Consider the following 20,134-nt stretch of genomic DNA (forward strand, 5'->3'; position numbering starts at 1 on the left):
CTAAACTATTCAGCAAGTCAATTTTAGGAAAAAATAAAAAACCGTAGAATAAATTTTTTAATAATCATGGATTTCTTGTAGGGAGTAAGTATCAATTTCATTACTGCGCAATGATTTAATTGCTTTGATAGCAGCCTTGGCACCAGGAATGGTTGTAAAAGTAGGAATATTATATTCTAAAGCCGCGCGTCTTAAATATGCGTCGTCATGTAGTGCTTGAGATCCTATTGGAGTATTTATTATTAATTGAACAAGTCCCGAACGAATTAGATCCTCAATATTTGGTCTGCCTTCATGTACTTTAAGCACTTCTTCAACTTGAATGCCTAAATCAACCAAATATGAAGCAGTACCTTTCGTTGCAATTAATTTAAAGCCTAAAATTAATAACTCTTTGGCAATTTCTTCTAGATTATTTTTATCTAAATCATTTGTAGACAAAAAAGCTACTCCTTCAGAAGGGACACCATTTCCTGCTGCTAATTCTGACTTAGCATAAGCAATTCCAAAATCTTTAGCTAAACCCATTACTTCTCCGGTAGATTTCATTTCCGGACCAAGAAGTGTATCAGATCCGGGAAATCTTTTGAAAGGCAAAACAGCTTCTTTTACTGCCTGATATTTCGGAATAAATTCTTCTGTAAAATTAACATCTTTTAATGTAAAGCCTTGCATTAATTGTGTGGCTATTTTTGCAACTGGTTTACCAATAGCTTTTGAGACAAATGGGACAGTTCTTGAAGCTCTTGGATTTGCCTCTAAAATAAATAGTTCGTTTCTTTTATTATTTAAATTTGTCACTGCAAATTGCAAATTAATCAAACCAACAACATTTAGTCTTTTTGCAATTAATTTAGTCCAATTTTTTACAACATCTAGAGTAGATTTTGTTAAAGAAATTGAGGGTAAACAGCATGCTGAATCTCCAGAGTGAATTCCTGCAGGTTCAACATGTTCCATTAAGCCTGCGATTACAACGGAACCTTCTGAATCACATAAAGCATCCACGTCTATCTCAATAGCATTATTCAAATATTGATCAAGAAGGATTGGATGATCAGGAGATACCTTTACTGCCTCAGAGATATATCTCGACAATTCATTCTCATCCTTAACTATTTCCATTGCTCTACCACCTAAAACATAAGAGGGTCTAACTACCAAAGGGAATCCAATATTTTTTGCCACCAATCTAGCTTCATTATGATTGCGAGCTATTCCGTTTAAGGGTTGCCTTATATTTAATTCGTTAAGTATTTTTGTAAATTCCTCTCTATCTTCTGCTAAATTGATTGAGATTGGCGAAGTACCAAGAATTTTCGATCCAGTTTTAGCTCCATCATTAGATTTTAGCCACTCAAATAAAGGTAATGACAACTTCAAAGGAGTTTGACCTCCAAATTGAACAATCAAGCCATATGGATTTTCAACTTCTATTATATTGAGCACATCTTCCAAAGTTACAGGCTCAAAATATAAAATATCACTAGTATCATAATCTGTTGATACAGTTTCAGGGTTACTATTAACCATTATTGTTTGGTAACCATTTGTGGAGGCTTGATATGATGCATGACAACAACAGTAATCAAATTCTATTCCCTGTCCAATTCTGTTTGGACCTCCTCCTAAAATCATAATTTTTTTTGATGCACTATTTTTTAAAATTTCGCTATCAAAAACTTTTGAATTAAAATTAATAAATGGCTCTTCGTAAGTTGAATAATGATAGGGTGTTGAAGATGAAAATTCTGCTGAACAAGTATCAACAGTTTTATAAATTGGTAGAACATTCAATTTTTTTCTGTATCTTCTTACTTCAAAAAATTCAGAACTTGTTAAATTAGCAATCTGTTGATCTGAAAAGCCTAATTGTTTAGCATGTAGCATCAAATCTCTATCTAGACTAAAGAGATCTTTTTCTCTCAAAAATTCATATTCAAAATCATAGATATTTCGTAATTTTTCAATAAACCATAAATCTATATTTGTAACTTTATGGATAAAAGAATTAGTTTTCCCAAGTTGCATTGCTTTTTTAATAATGAGAATTCTTTCAGATGTAGGATTTCTTAAACTATTTTGTAAGTCATTCTCGTTATTAGTATCCTCGATTGAATCACATTCCCATCCATATATATCCACTTCTAATGATCTTAATGCTTTCTGAAATGATTCTTCAAAAGAACGACCGATCGCCATTGACTCACCGACTGATTTCATGGCAGTACTTAATGTATTTGATGACCCTTTAAACTTTTCAAAGGCAAACCTAGGAATTTTGGTAACGACATAATCAATTGATGGTTCAAAACATGCAGGTGTTTTTTTTGTTATGTCGTTGATAATCTCATCAAGTGTAAAGCCAACAGATAATAAAGCTGCAATCTTGGCGATTGGAAATCCAGTTGCTTTACTTGCCAAAGCAGAGGATCTGCTAACACGAGGATTCATTTCTATAACTATTACTTCACCATTAGCTGGATTTATTGCGAATTGGATATTACTACCTCCAGTTTCAACTCCCACTTCTCTAATAATTTTCAATGATAAGTCTCTCAATCTCTGATATTCCTTATCTGTTAAGGTCTGTGCAGGAGCTACGGTAATCGAATCTCCAGTGTGGACACCCATTGGATCTAAATTTTCAATACTGCAAACTATTACTACGTTATCTGCAGTGTCTCTCATGACCTCTAATTCAAATTCTTTCCATCCAATAAGTGATTTTTCAATCAATATTTGATTACTTGGACTTTCCTCTAAACCTGTATTACACAATTCAACAAATTCTTCAAGGTTATATGCAATTCCACCTCCAACACCACCTAAAGTAAATGCTGGCCTTATTATAAGAGGATAGGAATTAATTTTTTTTGATACGTCTTTTGCTTCAGTTAAATTAGAGGCTATCCCAGATGGGCATACATTTACATTTATTTTTTCCATCGATTCTTTAAATAATTTTCTATCCTCAGCCTTATTAATAGCCCTTAAATCAGCACCTATTAGTTCAACGTTATTTTTTTTCAAGAAATTTGATTCTGACAATTTAACAGCCAGATTCAATGCAGTTTGACCTCCCATCGTGGGTAGAATGGCATTAGGTTTTTCTTTTAAGATTATCTGAGAAACTATTTCAGGAGTTAATGGTTCAATATATGTTTTGCTTGCAATCTCAGGATCAGTCATTATCGATGCTGGATTTGAATTTATCAAGATAATCTCATAACCAGCTTTTCTTAAGGCTTTGCAAGCTTGAGTTCCAGAGTAATCAAATTCGCAAGCTTGACCTATAACGATCGGACCTGAACCTAGAATCAGAATTTTATTAAGATCACCTCTTTGAGGCATAATTTAAACCTTCGTTTATTTAATGCTACTTATAAATCATCAGATGTTAATCAAGTTACTTGAAAAGCAACATTTGTTTCTATAGTATTGAAAGAAATTAATTTTTTATGAGCGAACTTCAACGACTTAAAAGTTTGTTGCCTCCGGAGAATGAAAGTTGGGTATTTATTGAAGCCGCTGCCGCGATTGATCCCCCTTTAATAACACTTGAGGAAATTGGTCGTGACGAAGTAGAAATACAAATAGATTTAGATGAATGGGATAACTTTGCTATTGACCATAGGAATCTACTATTCTGGCACGAAGTAGGGAAAATTCAAAATGACACAATACCAAGAGATGGTTGGGAAATGGCTGCTCTTGCTATTGGACTTGGAGGGGCAATAGGGGAGTTGTGGGTACAAGATGGGTTACTTTTATTGCTAGCGCTTGGGTTATCAAGTTTTGCCGGTTATAGACTGTACATTAAGAATAATTCTGAAAAGAAACTCCAAGATGCTATCTTTGCTGATGAAAGAGCTATAGATCTTGCTTGTAGATTTGGATACAGTATCCCAAATGCTTATAAAAGTCTTGGAGGAGCACTAAAAGAGTTAATTGAGAAAACTAGAAAAAAGAAAAAAAGGAGTTTCTTTGAGGATAGGCTAGATGCTTTACGAAAAAGTGCTGAAAAAGCTAGAGCGGAATTATCTCAGCAAGAAGGTTCAGAAAAATCAGTCTCAAGCGAAAATATATATGGACAATAAACGTTTGGTTTTGATGGCAGCAAAAGCTTGTGACGAAAAAAAAGCTAAAGATATAAAACTTATCCAAATTGATAAAGTCTCTTTCATAAGCGAATGGATATTGATTGCAGAGGGATTATCTGATGTTCAGGTTAGATCTATAACTAACTCTGTGGAAGGAGAGTTGAGAGAAAAGGCAAAAATAGAACCAATAAGAAAAGAAGGAGTTAGCGAGGCTAAATGGGCTCTACTTGATTATGGTGATTTGATTGTGAATATTTTTCAACCTGAAATTAGAAAATTTTATGATCTTGAATCATTTTGGAGTAATGGAGATGATCTTACATTTCCATAATTATCATTTATGAACGAATCTAAATGCCCTGTTCCTAAAGAGCAACAACCCACAAATGAATTTATTGAATTATCAAAATCTAAAATTTTTTCTTGGCCAAAAACTAAAAAATCACTTATTCTCGTATTAATTAAATTCTGGATAGGAGCTTTTCTTTTATTTCTTGTTATTTCTTCTGGAAGTATATATTTCAAAGAATCAATTTTAAAATATATTCTTTTAAGTTTCTTTACGAGCCTATCAATACCTTTATTAATTTCAATAAAGTTATATCTTGGTTGGAATCATGTTTTTAAAAGATTAACTTCTGAAAGAATTGAATACGAAGAATCTGGCTGGTATGACGGTCAAGTATGGGTAAAGCCATTAATCTTAAAAGAAAAAGAATCACTTATTGCCTCAATTGAGGTAAAACCTATTCTGAAAAATTTAATTCAAATTTTTTCTATTATTTCAGTCTTAGCTTTATCAGGAATTTTACTTTTCCAATATAAAAATTTATAAATGAGTTCAAACTTCAAAAACCTTTATACATCAAACAATCCTCCTTTAAGAGCAATATTAATTAGAGGTTCAAATATTGAATCAATACATAAAATTCATGCTGTTATCAGCGACAAAAAAGGGCGTGTTTTAATGTGTGCAGGAAATCCAGAATATAAAAGTTTCATAAGATCAGCATTAAAACCTTTTCAAGCAATACCTTTTGTTAGTAGTGGAGCAGCATCAAAAATCAATAATGCTTCAAAATCAATTGCACTAGCATGCGGTTCACATAGTGGTTCTAAAATTCATTCAAGGGAAGCATTCAAAATTTTATGGGAATACGACATCGACATTCATAATTTGAAATGCCCAAAATTAAAGTCAAGCCCATTAGAACATAATTGCTCAGGTAAACATGCTGCTTTTCTAGCTACATGTAAAAAGTTAAATTGGCCAATAGAAAGTTACTTAAAAGGTGATCATCCACTTCAAATCGAAATATTCAGAATTGTTTCTGAATTACTTGAAATTCCCTTATCTGAAATAAACGCTGAGCGGGACGATTGTGGTGCACCAACTCTTTATTTGAAACTAATAGAAATGTCTAAGTTATATTCACTATTAAGCAGTTCCGATAATGCAGAATTAGAGCAAATTAGTAGAGCTATGACAACCAACCCAATTATGATTAGTGACAACAATAAATTTGATACTGAAATAATTAAGGCTTCTCATGGGCAAGTCATAGGTAAAGGTGGCGCAGAAGGTATACAGTGTCTATGCAAGGTGAATGAAGGGATAGGACTGGCATTAAAAGTAGAAGACGGATCAAAAAGAGCAAAGCATGCTGTTAGTCTTCACTTATTAAAACAGTTAGAATGGATATCTGAATTAAGAATTCAAGACATTGAAGAAAAGGTGTTTAATTTTTCTGAAGGAGTACGAATTGAAGTGCAAGGTCAATTAAAATTCCAAGAATCCTAAAAAAACAGAAAAAAGAACCCTTTCAGATGTATGCTATGTATATGTCGCGGGGTAGAGCAGTCTGGTAGCTCGTCGGGCTCATAACCCGAAGGTCGGAAGTTCAAATCTCCCCCCCGCCACCATTCGATAGCAGCTAACAGCTGCTTTTTTAGTTTTAAATATAGTTCAGAAATTAATAAGATTTCCTAAAAAGATAGAATTTCGTATCATACAAAAGGTTCTCATTAAAATTAATTAGAGATCCTTTTGCATTGAAAATTTAAAATCAATTCTCACTACTAGACCAATAATTATAAAAATTATCCCAATGTAAGAGTTCAATGATAGATCCAAAATATTTAATTAAGTTTATATTAATAACTTTAGCTCATAAATCATTTCTATATAAATAACCTAATAAATATGAACTTATAAAAACAATTTGAATTTATCCTTTTGCCTTGTTTAATAAGTAAGTTTTTAAACTAAAGTGACATCAATGAAATAGAAATTTATGCAGAATTTATTACAGCGTGATCTAGGTTCAAGCTTGCTATCTTTAGCAATTATTTTAGGGTGGTTAGGGTTATTTTTTGTATTCTTGAGATTATTAACAATTACAATGAAAAAGGTTCTTGAATCTATATTCAAAAATACTTAAATAAATAATTTTTTAAGTATTAACACATAATCCTCACATGAGTAGGTATAATAACCTAAAAAAATGTCAATTTTAGACAAGGCTAAGATAGGGGATTCTGTTCAAGTAAGTTTGAAACTATCTAAAGATATACTTAGTAAGGAAATTATTGAGGCAATAGATATATCTTCAGTAGGTAAGATTTGTGATTTCAGAATAACTGATGGGAAAGGCATTGGTGTTGTTTTAAAGTTACATAACGGGAAAGAGCAATGGTTCTTTGAAGATGAAATTGATCTCCTAGACGAGAATGGCAATGTAATAAAAAAAACTTATAAAACAAAGGCGGACAATAATCTAATATTTGAAACTTTAGGAAGATTTAAATATCAAAATAATATTAAGGTTAGTGAGTTACTTAATCCAATTAACTTTTTTCTCTGGTTAGTTGTTTCGATTAAGGATATTTTTTAAATCATTAATAAAAACTTCTAAGATAGTAATAATTCGATAATAAAATTAAATAAAAACTTTAAAAAATAAGAAAACTGAAATGATACAAAATATTATCGAAGTCAGAAATTTATCGAAGTCTTTTGATATTTCTTCTAAAGACCCAGGGTTAAAAGGCACAATTAAACATTTTTTTAGAAGACAAACTAAAAGCTTAAGAGTTATCAAAAATATAAGTTTAAAAATAAAAGAAGGAGAAATTGTAGGTTTCCTAGGTGCTAATGGAGCTGGGAAAACAACAATATTAAAAATGCTTTGTGGTTTAATTTATCCCAGTGAAGGTTCAATTTTAGTCTCAGGGCACATCCCTCACAGGAGAAAAGAAAATTTCCTGAAAAATATCACCCTTATAATGGGTCAAAAACAACAACTTATTTGGGATCTTCCACCAATTGAATCATTTTATTTAAATGCATCAATCTATGATTTAGATAAGTTCGAGGCAGAGAAAAGAATAAAAAAATTATCAAACATGCTTGAGATTGATGATGAGCTATTTATACCTGTTAGAAAATTATCTCTAGGTCAACGTATGAAGTCAGAATTACTAGCGGCTTTGATACATGAACCAAATATTCTATTTTTAGACGAGCCAACACTAGGTTTAGATGTTAATGCACAGAGGAATTTAAGAAACTTCCTTCAAAAATACAATAAAGAAACTAATGCAACGATATGCCTAACAAGCCACTATATGAAAGATATTACATCTCTATGCGAGAGAGTAATATGTGTTCACAACGGATCAATCTCATATGATGGGAAATTAGATCAATTATTAAAAAAACTATCCCCTATTAAAGAAATAATTATAGTTTGTCGCTCAGAAGAAGATGCAATTCAATTAAGAAATTCAGGTTTTGATGTAAAGAATAGAACAAATAATGAAATCACAATAAAAGTAGAAAATAAGTCTATTACACGTTCACTGAAAACCATTCTAAATAATTTTGATATTGAGGACCTTTATATAAATGAACCACCTATAGATGAAATTATTGGGGAAATATTAATTAAAAATGATTATGAAATTTAACTTAGTTAACCGTAAAATTTTCACCTTGTTAAAGGTCCAATATTCAAACATGTTGGAATATAGGGTAGAGATTGCATTATGGGCAATTTCAGGGGTCATTCCATTTTTTATGTTAAACATATGGACAAACAACGGCCTTAATGAATCCATAAACATTAATGATATTATGCTTTCCAGGTATTTCTTGTGTGCTTTTTTTGTAAGACAGTTTTCTGTGGTTTGGGTTGTATTTAGCTTTGAAGAAGATTCCCTTATGGGTAAAATATCACCATATCTAATACAGCCTTTAAATCCATTCTTCAGGTATTTGGCACAACATCTTGCTGAACAAATAACAAGATTCCCGTTTGCTCTAATAATAGCATTATTCTTTTTTATTTTTAATCCGGAAAGTATATGGATTCCAAATTTGGGTATTTTATTCTTATCGATAATATCAACTTTCTTGTCTTTCTTAATCCAATTTTTAATCCAGTCAATAGTCGCATGTCTATGCTTCTGGACTGAAAAAGCATCATCATTCGAAAGATTGTTATTTATCCCGACTTTATTTCTATCAGGTCTTTTAGCTCCAGTCGTTTCTTTTCCGGAATATGTTAAATCTTGGATTTATGTGACTCCCTTTCCATATCTAATAGATTTTCCTGCAAATTTATTATCAGGTAATCCAACAAATATTAGCGGAGGTTTTATTATGCAAATAATATGGATTTTTTTACTTTTTCCAGTATTTAGAAAAATTTGGTCTAGAGGAACAAAAAAATATACTGCTATGGGATCATGAATTTAAGAAAATATTTAAAAATCTATAGAAATTTCTTACATACTTCATTTGCTTCTGAATTGGAATATAAAACAAATATATTAATTGATTTAATTACAGCAATTTTAAGTTTAATAGGCAGTATTTTTTTATTATCTATTTTCTTTCAAAATACTGGCAATATTGGAGGCTGGGAATTTAAACAGGCATTAATAATTCAAGGTATTTATACAATTTTGAATGGAATAACTAATACATGGTTCAATCCAAATCTTGCAGAAATAGTTAAGCACGTAAGGGAAGGAACCTTAGATTTCGTACTCTTAAAACCTATAGATAGTCAATTTTTTATCTCCTTAAAAAAAATAAACCCATCAGGCTTTTTAGAAATAATGCTTGGATTTTGCCTATTGATGTACTGCGTCAAAATCAATCAAATAAATGTAAATTTAATTTTTCTTGCTTTATGTTTGATTACGATTATCTGCTCAATTTGCATTTTATACAGTCTTTGGTTTTTTATCTCTACAACTACTATTTGGTTTGTAAAGACATGGAATGCCACAGAAGTATTGAGATCATTCCTTTACATTGGAAGATTTCCTTTGAACTCATTTTCATTTTCAATAAGAATATTTTTTAGTGTTTTCATTCCTATTGCATTTATAACGACAATCCCTTCTGAAGTTTTCCTAGGTCTTTATCAACTATGGTCCATATTCCTTGAAATTATTATTACATTTGTGTTTCTATTTTGTTCAAGAAAGTTCTGGTTATTTGCATTAAAATTCTATTCATCAGCATCAAGCTAAATATTATTTGATAACCTCCCTACAAAATTCCCAAATTCTTTGTTTACTTTTTAACTTAGAGAGCCTCGATAAATTCTTGAAATTAGAATCAGATTTTTTAAAAGCCAAAACCCTACATTTGTACTCAATTTGATAGTATCTTGAAATTATTCCTAATTTGAGTGCGACATCACAAAATAAAATTAATAGGGCGAGTATAAAAAGAATCTTAAATATTTGAGAAAATGACCTTGAATAATTATGATTTTCAGTTTTTAATTCAAACTTCATTACTTAACTATATGTTGAGGGCATTTCATTGCAGCTATCGCAACGGCTGTAACTTTAAAGTTTTCTGACTTCTCAATAACCTTTTTAACTTCTAATGGTCCAAATTTATTACTTGCATCACTATAGGAAAGAAGTAAAGATTTATAATTGTCATGACCTACATTCCTATATTCACAAAAATTATCTCCAACATAGTTCAAAAGAGTTAGTAATGTTAATTCAATCATTAAAGCTTTTAACTAACGAAGTTCTTACGAATAATACAATGTGTCAAATTTTTAACAAGTTTAATTGCAAAAAATAATTCAAATGGATTTTTATTTGTACATTATAAAAATACAAAATCATTTCAGATTTTCAAGACATAAAAAGATAAAAATTACTAAAGCACTATCGGTAGTGTTTTGGCACAATATAAACTGCGCTACAGATAGGGGGTTGCAATTTTTAAGAAATTGGTCTAAAAATAAGGTTCCCCATCACCCGGCCCCACAAATGTGAGGGCTTTTTTTATTTAATAAGGTTTCAACTTAAAAGTATTGTTTAATACATCAAGTAATTCTTTAAAACTTAAGATTATAAATAAAAAGAATGGATTTATCTTTATTAACTGTTACTGCTGCATTTGGTCTTTTTTTGACCACGACCTTATTAGTATTCACAATTAACTAAATCATAAAAAACCTACTATTGATTTCATAAGTAAAGTAATGCCAACGAGAAGACAGACTAATGTAAAAGTTTTTTTGACTAATGTATTTCCTTTTAATTTTGATAAATGAGCTCCGAGATATCCTCCAGTAAAAGAACCAACTATCAAAAATATTATTAAATTTGAATTAACGGGCCCTATTTTACTCAAAAAAACTGCCCCAGTAAAATTCCAAAAAATGCCCACGGTAAAGAATGTCAAACTTATAGCACGAAGAAAATCCATCCCATAGGTTTTTATCAAAAGTATTGTTACCAACAATCCAGTTCCTGAAGAAATAGAACCATTTAAGATACCTATAAGGAAAATAAAAAATAAAAATCTAATTTTATAAATTAAATTAAGTTTATTACTCCCAGAAGATAATCCTAAATCTGATCTAAAAAATGAGTAGAATGCTAAAAAAATTGATATTAGTCCTAACAATAGGTATAAATATTGTTCTGATATAAATTCAACAAAAGATGCTCCAAAAATTACTCCAGGTAATCCAAAAATTAAAACTTGCCAAGCGATAAAAATATCATTTTTTAGAGATTTGTAATTTCTTAATGAACCGCCGAGCCCTAATGCTACTGTTGCTAATTTATGACTAGCCAAAGCCTGATAATAAGGAACACCAAATAAAATCAATGCTGGTAATTGGATTAATCCTGCTCCACCTCCTGAAATTGCTGAAAAAGTGTTAGAAAAGAAGGATAGAAAAAATATATAAATACTTTTATAAAAAGAATAATCAAAACTATTTACTAATGTTGTTAACAAATGGAGCATAGAATCAATATATACTTATTAATTATTGAATATTATTACTTTAAAAAGAAATATACGGCTTAACCAGTTTTATCTACTCTTTCTCAATCATAGTTATATAAAAACTGTTATTATCAAAAAAAATTATCAAGAATATTATGCATAGACAAGATGCAATTTACCTTGATCAACTTTGTCCCAAGATAAGTAATAAAAGTTGGAGAGAGTCACTTCATAAAGTTACTAAATATAAATGCATTTATTGTGGTAAGCCATCAGAGTCACTAGATCACCTTCATCCAATGTCAAAAGGAGGTTCAAGCATTACAAGTAATTGTGTACCATGTTGTTTATCGTGTAACGGTAAGAAATCAGATTCGGAAGTTCTTAGTTGGTACAGAAGACAAAACTTTTATGATCCTAGAAGGGCTATGGCTATAAGAGCATGGTTTAATAATGACTTAAGATTAGCCTCAGTTCTTTTAAACTACACAGATTAAAAAAGAAATTAAAATTGATTAAATCTTCTAAAAAATATTTTTTTTTACATTTGGCTTAAATTTATTTCCTATTTGCGTAAAATTATCTAGTTTATTTAAATTATTATTTTTCTTTCGGAATTTATTTTATTGCTCTCGAAAGTAACAATATTTGAGAAATCATCTTTCCACATTATTGGAGAATCTATAACCTTTCTTTCTGGGGATTTTACTGAAAAAATCAAGCTAAATACAAAAAGAATAGTAATCAAGATTATAGTCATTACTAATTTGTCCGAAATATTATTCATAAGATTAATTTATCTAGAAAAATTCCTATCGGGAGTAGTTTTTTGATAAATTTCTAGAAAGTATGATTTAAAATAATCAACTCCCTCCTTTCCTATTAATCCAAATGACCATCCACAATCATTTACTACCCGTAATGAAATTTGATTAGCCAAGTCATTTATCTCAATCCATTTTTTTTGCGGATTATAAGAAAAAGATATAATATTTTCTGTTTTTACTATAGCGAATTTCATTGCTTCATCTTTAGAAAAACCATTTTGTATAGCTTTACAGTATTTCCTCGAAAAATTATTAGAGATCCTATTCTGTAGCAAACTAACACTCGGGTCAGACTTATCAAAAGCTAACCCTGGAGGAGGACTTAACAAATAAACTATAAAAAATAATAAACTTAAAAAGAACTTTAACAATAGCTAAAAATCAATACTCTCATAGAGATTTTAGTTTTTTTTAAATCTCTTTTCAATTTAATCTCATAATTCTTAAAATCATGATTAAATTTCAATTTATTAAAAACTAATAGAATTACGATAAGTTCAGTAATAATATTCAAGTGCTTAATTGAACTACTTATATGTACGAAACTTTGATGACATTGCTATTTTTTCCTGACTGGACAAACGGATTGCCGTCTGACTTTTTAATCCTCCATTTCTTTGTGGGAGCTGTAATTTTTCCATTCAACATGATCCATGCCAAGGCTCGAAAAATTGACGCTCAGAACGCTCAGGAAGCTGCAAATGGATACAAGAATTCAGACAATACTACTTTCTTTGGATACGAAGAAATCAATTAGATTTCAATAAAAGCCTTTAAAGGAATAACTTTATTGATGATAATTGCTCTAAAATCAACACTAGACCTCAAAGTTTTTAGTCCTAGTGAACCTGTAGGAATAATAATCCTTTTTTTAGGATTAGTATTTACTGGCATGATTTTTTATATTATTTATGCTGTTAGCACCAATAAAGAATCATTAGAAGATAGAAAAATAAGAACGAAAAAGGAGTCTTTACAGCAAGAGAAAATTGGGAAATTATTTCCTAAGAAAAAATAAATTTTATTGTTTTATTATTTATAAGGATTTTATTTATTTTGTTGATTATCAAATCTGTAGGATCAAAAAACATTAAACGAAGTTCCTTTAAGTCAAACATTTATATTTAAACTTTCATTTTAGCAAGTAACTTTTTCCCTTGGGCTTCATATCGATATTTTCACAACAATAAAGTATTTTCACAATTAACATTTAATGTTAAAAATGAATAGATGATTTGAAATTTTGAAGGATTCACCTAAATATCTATTTCTTGCAAGTGGAGTAAAGAACGGTGAAGGTTTTTGGATTGTGGGAGTCAAAAATTGTAATGAAAATATTCTTGAGGATAAAAAACTTTTAGATTGCCATAGAAAAGAATTAATAGGAAATGAATCAGCTAAAGAAATCCTACTCGCTATTAATTTAAACATAAATAATTTATTCAATGAAATAAGAAATAAAAACCATCAAATTGAAAGGCCTTCTATTGGAATTTCTTTTGATATCCCACTTGATCTACTGGAAAATATTTTTGATTTTTGGTTAGAGGTATACAAAAATAAAGAAGCCTGGGAAACTTGTTTTGGTCTTCTTAAAGTTAGACAAAGAATTTCCCTAACGAACCTAATTAAAAGCGAGAGCTTAAAAGGCAACTCAAGAAAATGGGCTATAAAAGTAGAAAATCTACATACATATGAACCAAATTTATTCAACTTTGAAAAGCCAAATAAACCAATGTGGAAATAACTATATGTTTAATTATTCAATATTTCAAAATATTTACTTCGAAGGATATTTAAGTAAAAATAAAAATTATTTATGAATTTAAAATGAATAAGCCATATTCTTTTAATAACGATCAAATGAATGGGATTGTGGAGGATACTTATGCCAACATAATAAGAGAATGTGAAATTTTAAAGAAAAATACTAATTGCCCTAATGAGCAGGTAGTAGCACTTTTAAGTGTAATCGCCTCAAATTACGCAACTAAAGCTGATAAAAGCAATAATTAAGATGATAAGTTATTTTACATGGAGCGATTTTGACGAGAGCGTGGAACACATAGCAAATAAATGCAAATTATTAGAGTTTTCTGGCATCTATGGAGTTCCTCGTGGTGGTTTATGCCTTGCTGTTGCATTAAGCCACAAATTAAAAATAAATTTGATTTCAGAACCAATAAAGAATTCACTAATAGTAGATGATATCTACGAAACTGGTATCACATTAAACACCTTGAAAGATATTGAAGGAGCTACGTTTTTTGTATTGTTTAGTAAAGTTCAACCTAAATGGTGGAATACTGTACATATATCAGAAAAAAAAGAATGGATAGTTTTTCCATGGGAAAACATTTTAAATATAAAAAATGACCGCAATGATTACACTAAAAAAAGAGGTTTGATTTGAAAAAGAAATTATATTTTGCAAATCCATATGGGTTTTCAAAACAAACCAAAAAACTTTTATATGAATTTATTAATATTTTTAATAAATTAAATATAGAAGTTTATGAACCTTTTGAGAGAACGAAAAACATAATAAAAAAAGAAAATGAATGGGCGTATGACCTAGCAAGAAGTAATTTCCATGACTTAAAAGAATGTGATGGCATTTTTGCAATTGTTAATGGGACTCCTCCAGATGAAGGTGTAATGATTGAATTAGGCATTGCGATTGCTCTAAAAAAGGAAATCTTTTTATTCAGGGATGATTTTAGAAATTGTTCTGATAACAATCAATACCCATTAAATCTAATGTTATTTATAGGGCTTCCTAGGGATAACTGGGAAAAATATTTTTTTGAATCTTTAGAAGAGATAAAAAGTAATAAAAAAGGATTTGTTGAATGGGCAAAAAAACCAAATTAACCAAAACCTTTAAGTTGAAGTTTTTAATTTAAAATACTCTAATAAGATGTTAGAATGAATTTTATTTAAAAAATTTTGACACAAGTTACAGTTGGAGAAAATGAGGGTATTGAATCCGCCCTTAGAAGATTTAAAAGACAGGTATCTAAATCTGGAATATTTGCAGATTTAAAAAGACTTAGGCATCACGAAACACCTGTTGAAAAATATAAAAGAAAACTGCAACAAAGAAGAAAAGCAAGAAGAAGATAGTTCTAACTATATTTATAAAGAAATAACGACTTTTAATTATTCATAATATATTTAAAAAATAAAACTTAGATTATTTAAGTTTTTTTAGCTTTTTAACAAGATTTATTCCTACTCCTGTAACAGCAAGAAGGTCTTTTTCATCTGCAGCTATAACTGCTTTAGTTGTTTTAAATCCAGCTTCATACAAAGCTTTAGCACTTTTTTCACCAACGCCAGGAAGTTTAGTTAAAGTTTCAATATTTTTTTTTGAATTAACTTTTTTTGCTTTAGTTTTTGTTTTTGAAGCTTTTGAAGACTTAGTTGTTTTTTTCTCGCTCTTTAAAGGAGTTTCAGAAGATACTGAACTTTTAAATAGAATCGATTTTAGTTTACTTAAAAATTTAGAAATCATTGCAAAATATATGAGTAATAAAATTAGATCTTCAATTTACATATATTATTAAGTTCCTAGGGAAATCAATAACAGAACTATAGATAAATTGAATGAAATTAATTTATTTACATTTATATAAAGACACATATTTAATATTTATGCAAGCTTATAAGCCATTGCAAGGTTTTTTACGTTCCTCTAAAAATTTTAAGAAAATAAAAATAAATTTACTTTCCAAGATTCCAAGAAATTACTAAAAGTAAACTTAGAATATTAATAGAGCGCGTAACACAGAAAATGAAGCTCATATTTATAAGTGGTCCTTCAGGTAGCGGTAAAACAACCTTATCAAAAGAAATACAAGTAAAAATTAAAAATGGTCTTGTTTTAAGTACAGACAACTACTATAAAACAGGCCTAATAAGTAAATTATTCTCGAAATTAATAAAAGGTTATTTTGATAGAAGTATTAGTTTTGATTACGAACTATTTAAAAAAGATTTTAATTACATTATTGAGAATGGAAATTCATTAAATGAGCGTTCTTATAATTTTCAGAAAAAAACAATAAGTAATTCCTTAAAAGAAACAAATAATATTAATTTCTTAATTATTGAAGGTATTTTTGCTAGAGAATTCTCAAGCACATTAAGTAATCAAAATTATATTTTTTTAGAATTAAATATCAATAAAAATGAGTGTATGAAAAGAGTTAGCCAAAGGGATTTTGAAGAAAGGGGAAAGGCCAAGAATCAAGCTAAAAATGATTTCCTAAAATCATGGGATATTTATTACAAGAAATTCAAAAATAAAAGTATGAAAAAAAATATAAAAAAATTCATTATTACAAAAAACACTGATTTTGATAACATACTAAAAAAAATATTTAGTTAAGTCTTAAGTTTTTCAACTAATAATAAAGCACTTAAAATTGAGCCTTCAATCCTACCAAATCCTTCGCCTTCAAACCAATCTCCACAAAATCCAATTCTATGTTTTCTACTAAATTGGAAAGATAATGGTACAGCACGTCCAGAAGGTTGTGATGCTCTCCATTTCATAATTGAGATTTTTTCATTGCAAGTTAATTGATTTATAGAAGAATTACCCTCGAATAATTTATTGAAATTTGCAAATATTTTTTGTTTAAATAAATCCTCATCTTTTTCATTTATATAAGAATTAATAAAATCTATATTTTTTGAATGTACTACAATACCCAATTTCTTGTTATCTTGAAGCTGAAAAATAACTCTTTCAAATTTATATTTTTTTTCAAGATTTTTTTTTAAATAAAAATACCTATTTTTTTTAGAATAAAAATCTTTATAGCTATAGTTTTCATCTGTATAAATTAAAAAAGTCAACCTAGGGATAAATGATTGTTTATCTAAAAAACTTAAAAGTGAATCAATTTTTTTATCTTTTTTTATAGGAATAGCAGTTCTTAATGGAATTTGATTTATGCCTAATATTTTCAATGACCTTTTATGTGATAATAAATTAGTTGAACAAATAAGATATTTAGATTTAAATTTATCTCCATTTTTAGATATTAATATCCATTCATTATTATTAAAACTCAAATCAACTATTAAAGTTTTAAAATAGAAATCAATTTTCTCCTTTAAATCATAAAAATCTATTATCTTTTTTGATAATTTTCTCATAGAAAATAAAGAAATATAATTAATACCGCAAGTAAATTTAGAATTTTTATTGGCTTCTGAATTAGAAGCCTTACCAAGAGCAACCAACTCTGAGTCATCTACTTTAATAAATTTATTTTCTAATAATTGATCAATATAATTTTTTAGTAAAATATTATTTTTATTATTTAATATATTTAAATTTGGAGCTCCATGGTTTAGTTCCCATTCTTTAAATCTTTTACTTATTCTTGTACTCGCCCTCCCTCCTAGTCCACGACCAACCTCAATTAATGCAATTTTTTTTGTATCGTTACTTTTAAGATACTTTGATGCGAAAACACAGGCAGATATTCCTCCACCTATTATTAATAAGTCGTAGGTAAAGTTATTTTTCATAAATTTTAAATTGATAGTAATTATTTTTCATTTTCCAAAGAAACTATAGACAGAATCAAGTTTTTCTGTAGATGTAAAATCAGTTTCAATAACAGGAGTGATGTTATTATTTTTATAAAAACGAACTAAATCTCTTGTAAATTCATAAAAATCATCTAAAGAATATAAGAATTTTTCAGAAATATGAACCCCTTTCCAAGGACGGAATTTAAACCTTCCTATAAACTGTTTTGAGGGAATTAATAAACTTCCAAATAGATTTAATTTTTCAATTTTTACAGCTTTCTTAAGATATGAAACTTCATTTTGGAGTACTTTAATATCTGTCCCATATTGAAACCAAATTGAATTTATTAATTCCGAAGAAATTTTCTTATCGAAACTTTCTCTTTCTGAATTCACACAATAGTATTTCTTCAAGTATGGATTATAAGCAATACCTAATTTAATTTTAAAATTTTTTTCTTTTTTTAAATTACTTAAAACATTTATTACATCAAAGTTTTTTTTCTTAATTGAACCTGATACAAGAAGAATTTCATAATTTCTATTTGAATCAGACTTTTTTAAAAAATTTAAAAAATCTTGATATGATTTTTCCTGATTTTTAGAGTATTGGTGAAAAAGACTATAATGATAAGTTACATTAAATTCTTGGTAATTTGTGGATATATATTTAATAGTTGAATTAAATAATTCCTTCTTAATTGACCCCTTGCAAGGAATATTGATATCTTTTATTTTATGCAACTTACAGAAATTAAGTTTATTTTCTAATTGAGAAATATTTTTAAATGATAATTCAAACCTTAAATTATTAATCATCAATAAATGCACATAAGTTATTTAAAAATATCTTAACGAAAACATGCATCTGCTACGATTCTTATTTTTGAGAACCTATTTTTTTTCTTACTCTTAATTAAATAACTTGGTGAAATCTCTAATATTGCTTTTATAGAAATCTTATCCTCTGCAGATTTTACAATAACATCATTGAAACATTTCCAGTTCTTAGGAATTACTATCCCAGGCCAGGAGAAATAAAAACCTGCAAAAATCCCTGAAAATAAAAGCAAAAAAGATCTCATATTTAAAATACTTGGTATGTTTAAATAATAGAAATTCACAAAATACACACAAGTTTATTATGAGATAGATTCTTAATTTTTTATTATTTAGGCAAATCATTAAACCACAAAAGATTTTGATGAACTCTAGAGGTTAGAATATCAAAAAGTAATTTTTTTAATATGGCAAGCCAAGATTATTTAATTGCAGTAGCATTAATAGAGCAAAACCTTGTTAGAGCAATGCCTCTTGGAGGAAAAGAAATCAAAGATAATTTAGAAGAACCAGAAAATTTTAAAAAACTTGGAGAAGAGGTTATTTTAAATCTTCTACTAAGAGTTTTTCAAAGGAGTGATGAAGGTGCATTGAAAAGAGCCTCTGAAGATAAAGGATTACTTTTGGTACATATGCATCCAAAAAGGATGCAAAAAGAGCTTCCATTTATCAAATCTGAATGGATAAGAGATGGAGATACACAACAATTCTTGAAATACCTTGGCAATCTTTCCAAAGAAGTATGGACTGCATCATTTGTAAAGTACAAAGGAATTGAATTTACTTCTATCTCAAAGAATGAAGAAATCTAAAATTTATGTATAAATATTTTTTAAAGGATTTGTTTCTTTAATTTATTATTTTCTTTAAATACTTTAAAACATTTTTTACCATTACCAAAATCTATTGAGGAATATTCAATATCATTTTTGATGTGCAAAGCACAATTACCTTCAATACAAATACAAGATTTTATGATTTCTCTGTTAATAACATCATTAACATAAGGTTCTCTCTCTTTTTCCTCATCGAAATGCGGACAAGCAATGCCATCAACTATTCCCAGACAATCCATAATAGTCAATTCTTTAGCAAAAGAATCAGTAATTCCCTTACTAAACCAACAAATAGCTCCAGCACTTACACCACTCATTACAATGCCCTTTTCGTAAGCATTTTGCAAGATTTTATGTAAATTCCATTCTTTCCAAACCGCTAACATACTTTTTGTATTTCCTCCTCCTACATAAATTATGTCCTGTGTTAAAACTTTATCTTCTAAGTTTTCTGTTCTAGAGAAAAAATCAATATGACTTGTTATGCAATCTAGTTTTGAAAAAGCTCTATAAAAATTTAGTTTATACGAACTACTGTCACCAGATGCAGTGGGGATAAAACAAATTTTTGGTCTTTTTTTACTAATTAAAGAAATTATAAATTTTTCTATTTCAAGAGAGCCTAAAGAGCGTCCAAACCCTCCTCCCCCAATTGCGACTATATTTTTACTATGCATTTTAAATAAATTATTT

At 28.8% G+C, this 20,134-nt stretch carries 26 protein-coding genes and 1 tRNA gene; 18 read left to right on the plus strand and 9 right to left on the minus strand.

Going from position 1 to position 20,134, the window contains the following annotated elements:
- Nucleotides 1–57 precede the first annotated feature (57 nt).
- Nucleotides 58–3,354 (minus strand): carbamoyl-phosphate synthase large subunit, encoded by a 3,297-nt coding sequence (gene carB, locus HA144_RS05300; protein ID WP_209043071.1) that lies wholly within the window; start codon nucleotides 3,352–3,354, stop codon nucleotides 58–60.
- A 107-nt stretch (nucleotides 3,355–3,461) separates the two neighbouring features.
- On the opposite strand from carB, the gene HA144_RS05305 reads away from it, so the two are divergent.
- The 9 genes from HA144_RS05305 to HA144_RS05345 all read left to right on the plus strand — a co-directional run bounded on the left by HA144_RS05305 (nucleotide 3,462) and on the right by HA144_RS05345 (nucleotide 9,647).
- On the plus strand, nucleotides 3,462–4,100 hold the full coding sequence (locus HA144_RS05305; protein ID WP_209043072.1) for a DUF3318 domain-containing protein: 639 nt from the start codon (nucleotides 3,462–3,464) through the stop codon (nucleotides 4,098–4,100).
- Complete coding sequence (gene rsfS, locus HA144_RS05310) at nucleotides 4,090–4,434, plus strand: ribosome silencing factor (RefSeq protein WP_209043073.1); 345 nt, start codon at nucleotides 4,090–4,092, stop codon at nucleotides 4,432–4,434. Before HA144_RS05305 ends, rsfS begins: the two co-directional genes overlap by 11 nt.
- Nucleotides 4,435–4,443: 9 nt before the next feature.
- Complete coding sequence (locus HA144_RS05315; RefSeq protein WP_209043074.1) at nucleotides 4,444–4,938, plus strand: CGLD27 family protein; 495 nt, start codon at nucleotides 4,444–4,446, stop codon at nucleotides 4,936–4,938.
- Nucleotides 4,939–5,904: an asparaginase gene (locus HA144_RS05320; protein ID WP_209043075.1), complete on the plus strand. Its 966-nt coding sequence runs from the start codon at nucleotides 4,939–4,941 to the stop codon at nucleotides 5,902–5,904.
- Nucleotides 5,905–5,949: 45 nt separating this feature from the next.
- Nucleotides 5,950–6,026 (plus strand) — tRNA-Met (locus tag HA144_RS05325).
- A 581-nt stretch (nucleotides 6,027–6,607) separates the two neighbouring features.
- Nucleotides 6,608–6,997 (plus strand): cytochrome b6-f complex subunit PetP, encoded by a 390-nt coding sequence (petP, locus tag HA144_RS05330; protein WP_209043076.1) that lies wholly within the window; start codon nucleotides 6,608–6,610, stop codon nucleotides 6,995–6,997.
- Between the two features lie 79 nt (nucleotides 6,998–7,076).
- Entirely contained in the window at nucleotides 7,077–8,072 is a 996-nt protein-coding gene (locus tag HA144_RS05335; RefSeq protein WP_209043077.1) for an ABC transporter ATP-binding protein, read from the plus strand.
- On the plus strand, nucleotides 8,062–8,856 hold the full coding sequence (locus HA144_RS05340) for an ABC transporter permease (protein WP_209043078.1): 795 nt from the start codon (nucleotides 8,062–8,064) through the stop codon (nucleotides 8,854–8,856). Before HA144_RS05335 ends, HA144_RS05340 begins: the two co-directional genes overlap by 11 nt.
- Nucleotides 8,853–9,647, plus strand: coding sequence for an ABC transporter permease (locus HA144_RS05345; protein ID WP_209043079.1), 795 nt, complete (start codon nucleotides 8,853–8,855; stop codon nucleotides 9,645–9,647). The genes HA144_RS05340 and HA144_RS05345 overlap by 4 nt, the downstream gene beginning before the upstream one ends.
- 269 nt (nucleotides 9,648–9,916) lie before the next feature.
- Here HA144_RS05345 and HA144_RS05350 read toward each other — a convergent pair whose 3' ends face one another.
- Together HA144_RS05350 and HA144_RS05355 are read right to left on the minus strand one after the other, a co-directional pair.
- A complete protein-coding gene (locus tag HA144_RS05350; protein WP_209043080.1) occupies nucleotides 9,917–10,144 on the minus strand; it encodes a hypothetical protein in 228 nt (75 codons plus the stop codon).
- 446 nt (nucleotides 10,145–10,590) lie between these two features.
- Nucleotides 10,591–11,403, minus strand: a complete 813-nt coding sequence (locus tag HA144_RS05355; protein WP_209043081.1) for a sulfite exporter TauE/SafE family protein — start codon at nucleotides 11,401–11,403, stop codon at nucleotides 10,591–10,593.
- A gap of 137 nt (nucleotides 11,404–11,540) precedes the next feature.
- On the opposite strand from HA144_RS05355, the gene HA144_RS05360 reads away from it, so the two are divergent.
- Nucleotides 11,541–11,882 carry an HNH endonuclease gene (locus tag HA144_RS05360; protein WP_209043082.1) on the plus strand — a complete coding sequence of 114 codons (342 nt, stop codon included), beginning with the start codon at nucleotides 11,541–11,543 and terminating at the stop codon, nucleotides 11,880–11,882.
- A gap of 299 nt (nucleotides 11,883–12,181) precedes the next feature.
- Here the strand turns inward: HA144_RS05360 and HA144_RS05365 are convergent, their stop codons facing one another.
- A complete protein-coding gene (locus HA144_RS05365) occupies nucleotides 12,182–12,583 on the minus strand; it encodes a hypothetical protein (protein WP_209043083.1) in 402 nt (133 codons plus the stop codon).
- A gap of 422 nt (nucleotides 12,584–13,005) precedes the next feature.
- Here HA144_RS05365 and HA144_RS05375 point away from each other — a divergent pair, with 422 nt between their 5' ends.
- From HA144_RS05375 to rpsU, 6 genes are all read left to right on the plus strand, one after another.
- Nucleotides 13,006–13,230 carry a hypothetical protein gene (locus HA144_RS05375; protein ID WP_209043085.1) on the plus strand — a complete coding sequence of 75 codons (225 nt, stop codon included), beginning with the start codon at nucleotides 13,006–13,008 and terminating at the stop codon, nucleotides 13,228–13,230.
- Between the two features lie 225 nt (nucleotides 13,231–13,455).
- On the plus strand, nucleotides 13,456–13,959 hold the full coding sequence (locus tag HA144_RS05380) for a josephin (protein ID WP_209043086.1): 504 nt from the start codon (nucleotides 13,456–13,458) through the stop codon (nucleotides 13,957–13,959).
- 83 nt (nucleotides 13,960–14,042) lie between these two features.
- Nucleotides 14,043–14,228, plus strand: a complete 186-nt coding sequence (locus HA144_RS05385; protein ID WP_209043087.1) for a hypothetical protein — start codon at nucleotides 14,043–14,045, stop codon at nucleotides 14,226–14,228.
- Between the two features lies 1 nt (nucleotide 14,229).
- Nucleotides 14,230–14,625, plus strand: a complete 396-nt coding sequence (locus HA144_RS05390) for a phosphoribosyltransferase (RefSeq protein ID WP_209043088.1) — start codon at nucleotides 14,230–14,232, stop codon at nucleotides 14,623–14,625.
- On the plus strand, nucleotides 14,622–15,086 hold the full coding sequence (locus tag HA144_RS05395; protein WP_209043089.1) for a nucleoside 2-deoxyribosyltransferase: 465 nt from the start codon (nucleotides 14,622–14,624) through the stop codon (nucleotides 15,084–15,086). Before HA144_RS05390 ends, HA144_RS05395 begins: the two co-directional genes overlap by 4 nt.
- A 75-nt stretch (nucleotides 15,087–15,161) precedes the next feature.
- Nucleotides 15,162–15,338, plus strand: coding sequence for a 30S ribosomal protein S21 (rpsU, locus tag HA144_RS05400; protein WP_011863032.1), 177 nt, complete (start codon nucleotides 15,162–15,164; stop codon nucleotides 15,336–15,338).
- 70 nt (nucleotides 15,339–15,408) lie between these two features.
- Here rpsU and HA144_RS05405 read toward each other — a convergent pair whose 3' ends face one another.
- Nucleotides 15,409–15,729, minus strand: coding sequence for a helix-hairpin-helix domain-containing protein (locus HA144_RS05405; protein WP_209043090.1), 321 nt, complete (start codon nucleotides 15,727–15,729; stop codon nucleotides 15,409–15,411).
- Between the two features lie 279 nt (nucleotides 15,730–16,008).
- On the opposite strand from HA144_RS05405, the gene HA144_RS05410 reads away from it, so the two are divergent.
- Nucleotides 16,009–16,605 carry a uridine kinase family protein gene (locus tag HA144_RS05410; RefSeq protein WP_209043091.1) on the plus strand — a complete coding sequence of 199 codons (597 nt, stop codon included), beginning with the start codon at nucleotides 16,009–16,011 and terminating at the stop codon, nucleotides 16,603–16,605.
- Here the strand turns inward: HA144_RS05410 and HA144_RS05415 are convergent.
- Genes HA144_RS05415 through HA144_RS05425 form a run of 3 tightly spaced genes read right to left on the minus strand, consistent with a single transcriptional unit; the run spans nucleotide 16,602 to nucleotide 18,850 of the window.
- Nucleotides 16,602–17,759 (minus strand): NAD(P)-binding protein, encoded by a 1,158-nt coding sequence (locus tag HA144_RS05415; protein WP_209043092.1) that lies wholly within the window; start codon nucleotides 17,757–17,759, stop codon nucleotides 16,602–16,604. The genes HA144_RS05410 and HA144_RS05415 overlap by 4 nt on opposite strands.
- A 27-nt stretch (nucleotides 17,760–17,786) precedes the next feature.
- Nucleotides 17,787–18,584, minus strand: coding sequence for a hypothetical protein (locus HA144_RS05420; RefSeq protein WP_209043093.1), 798 nt, complete (start codon nucleotides 18,582–18,584; stop codon nucleotides 17,787–17,789).
- Between the two features lie 32 nt (nucleotides 18,585–18,616).
- Nucleotides 18,617–18,850: a hypothetical protein gene (locus tag HA144_RS05425; protein ID WP_209043094.1), complete on the minus strand. Its 234-nt coding sequence runs from the start codon at nucleotides 18,848–18,850 to the stop codon at nucleotides 18,617–18,619.
- Nucleotides 18,851–19,012: 162 nt separating this feature from the next.
- On the opposite strand from HA144_RS05425, the gene HA144_RS05430 reads away from it, so the two are divergent.
- Nucleotides 19,013–19,417 (plus strand): hypothetical protein, encoded by a 405-nt coding sequence (locus tag HA144_RS05430; RefSeq protein ID WP_209043095.1) that lies wholly within the window; start codon nucleotides 19,013–19,015, stop codon nucleotides 19,415–19,417.
- Between the two features lie 20 nt (nucleotides 19,418–19,437).
- Here the strand turns inward: HA144_RS05430 and HA144_RS05435 are convergent, their stop codons facing one another.
- Entirely contained in the window at nucleotides 19,438–20,118 is a 681-nt protein-coding gene (locus tag HA144_RS05435) for a peptidase E (RefSeq protein WP_209043096.1), read from the minus strand.
- Between the last annotated feature and the right edge of the window lie 16 nt (nucleotides 20,119–20,134).

It is taken from the genome of Prochlorococcus marinus XMU1404 (assembly GCF_017696175.1).
GTDB classification, from domain to species: domain Bacteria; phylum Cyanobacteriota; class Cyanobacteriia; order PCC-6307; family Cyanobiaceae; genus Prochlorococcus_A; species Prochlorococcus_A marinus_X.

Excerpts from the sequence above, each read along its gene's own strand:
- carB (WP_209043071.1), bottom strand. The coding sequence starts at position 3,354 with ATGCCTCAAAGAGGTGATCTTAATAAAATTCTGATTCTAGGTTCAGGT.
- HA144_RS05305 (WP_209043072.1), top strand. The coding sequence starts at position 3,462 with ATGAGCGAACTTCAACGACTTAAAAGTTTGTTGCCTCCGGAGAATGAA.
- rsfS (WP_209043073.1), top strand. The coding sequence starts at position 4,090 with ATGGACAATAAACGTTTGGTTTTGATGGCAGCAAAAGCTTGTGACGAA.
- HA144_RS05315 (WP_209043074.1), top strand. The coding sequence starts at position 4,444 with ATGAACGAATCTAAATGCCCTGTTCCTAAAGAGCAACAACCCACAAAT.
- HA144_RS05320 (WP_209043075.1), top strand. The coding sequence starts at position 4,939 with ATGAGTTCAAACTTCAAAAACCTTTATACATCAAACAATCCTCCTTTA.
- petP (WP_209043076.1), top strand. The coding sequence starts at position 6,608 with ATGTCAATTTTAGACAAGGCTAAGATAGGGGATTCTGTTCAAGTAAGT.
- HA144_RS05335 (WP_209043077.1), top strand. The coding sequence starts at position 7,077 with ATGATACAAAATATTATCGAAGTCAGAAATTTATCGAAGTCTTTTGAT.
- HA144_RS05340 (WP_209043078.1), top strand. The coding sequence starts at position 8,062 with ATGAAATTTAACTTAGTTAACCGTAAAATTTTCACCTTGTTAAAGGTC.
- HA144_RS05345 (WP_209043079.1), top strand. The coding sequence starts at position 8,853 with ATGAATTTAAGAAAATATTTAAAAATCTATAGAAATTTCTTACATACT.
- HA144_RS05350 (WP_209043080.1), bottom strand. The coding sequence starts at position 10,144 with ATGATTGAATTAACATTACTAACTCTTTTGAACTATGTTGGAGATAAT.
- HA144_RS05355 (WP_209043081.1), bottom strand. The coding sequence starts at position 11,403 with ATGCTCCATTTGTTAACAACATTAGTAAATAGTTTTGATTATTCTTTT.
- HA144_RS05360 (WP_209043082.1), top strand. The coding sequence starts at position 11,541 with ATGCATAGACAAGATGCAATTTACCTTGATCAACTTTGTCCCAAGATA.
- HA144_RS05375 (WP_209043085.1), top strand. The coding sequence starts at position 13,006 with ATGATAATTGCTCTAAAATCAACACTAGACCTCAAAGTTTTTAGTCCT.
- HA144_RS05385 (WP_209043087.1), top strand. The coding sequence starts at position 14,043 with ATGAATAAGCCATATTCTTTTAATAACGATCAAATGAATGGGATTGTG.
- HA144_RS05390 (WP_209043088.1), top strand. The coding sequence starts at position 14,230 with ATGATAAGTTATTTTACATGGAGCGATTTTGACGAGAGCGTGGAACAC.
- HA144_RS05405 (WP_209043090.1), bottom strand. The coding sequence starts at position 15,729 with ATGATTTCTAAATTTTTAAGTAAACTAAAATCGATTCTATTTAAAAGT.
- HA144_RS05410 (WP_209043091.1), top strand. The coding sequence starts at position 16,009 with ATGAAGCTCATATTTATAAGTGGTCCTTCAGGTAGCGGTAAAACAACC.
- HA144_RS05415 (WP_209043092.1), bottom strand. The coding sequence starts at position 17,759 with ATGAAAAATAACTTTACCTACGACTTATTAATAATAGGTGGAGGAATA.
- HA144_RS05420 (WP_209043093.1), bottom strand. The coding sequence starts at position 18,584 with ATGATTAATAATTTAAGGTTTGAATTATCATTTAAAAATATTTCTCAA.
- HA144_RS05425 (WP_209043094.1), bottom strand. The coding sequence starts at position 18,850 with ATGAGATCTTTTTTGCTTTTATTTTCAGGGATTTTTGCAGGTTTTTAT.
- HA144_RS05430 (WP_209043095.1), top strand. The coding sequence starts at position 19,013 with ATGGCAAGCCAAGATTATTTAATTGCAGTAGCATTAATAGAGCAAAAC.
- HA144_RS05435 (WP_209043096.1), bottom strand. The coding sequence starts at position 20,118 with ATGCATAGTAAAAATATAGTCGCAATTGGGGGAGGAGGGTTTGGACGC.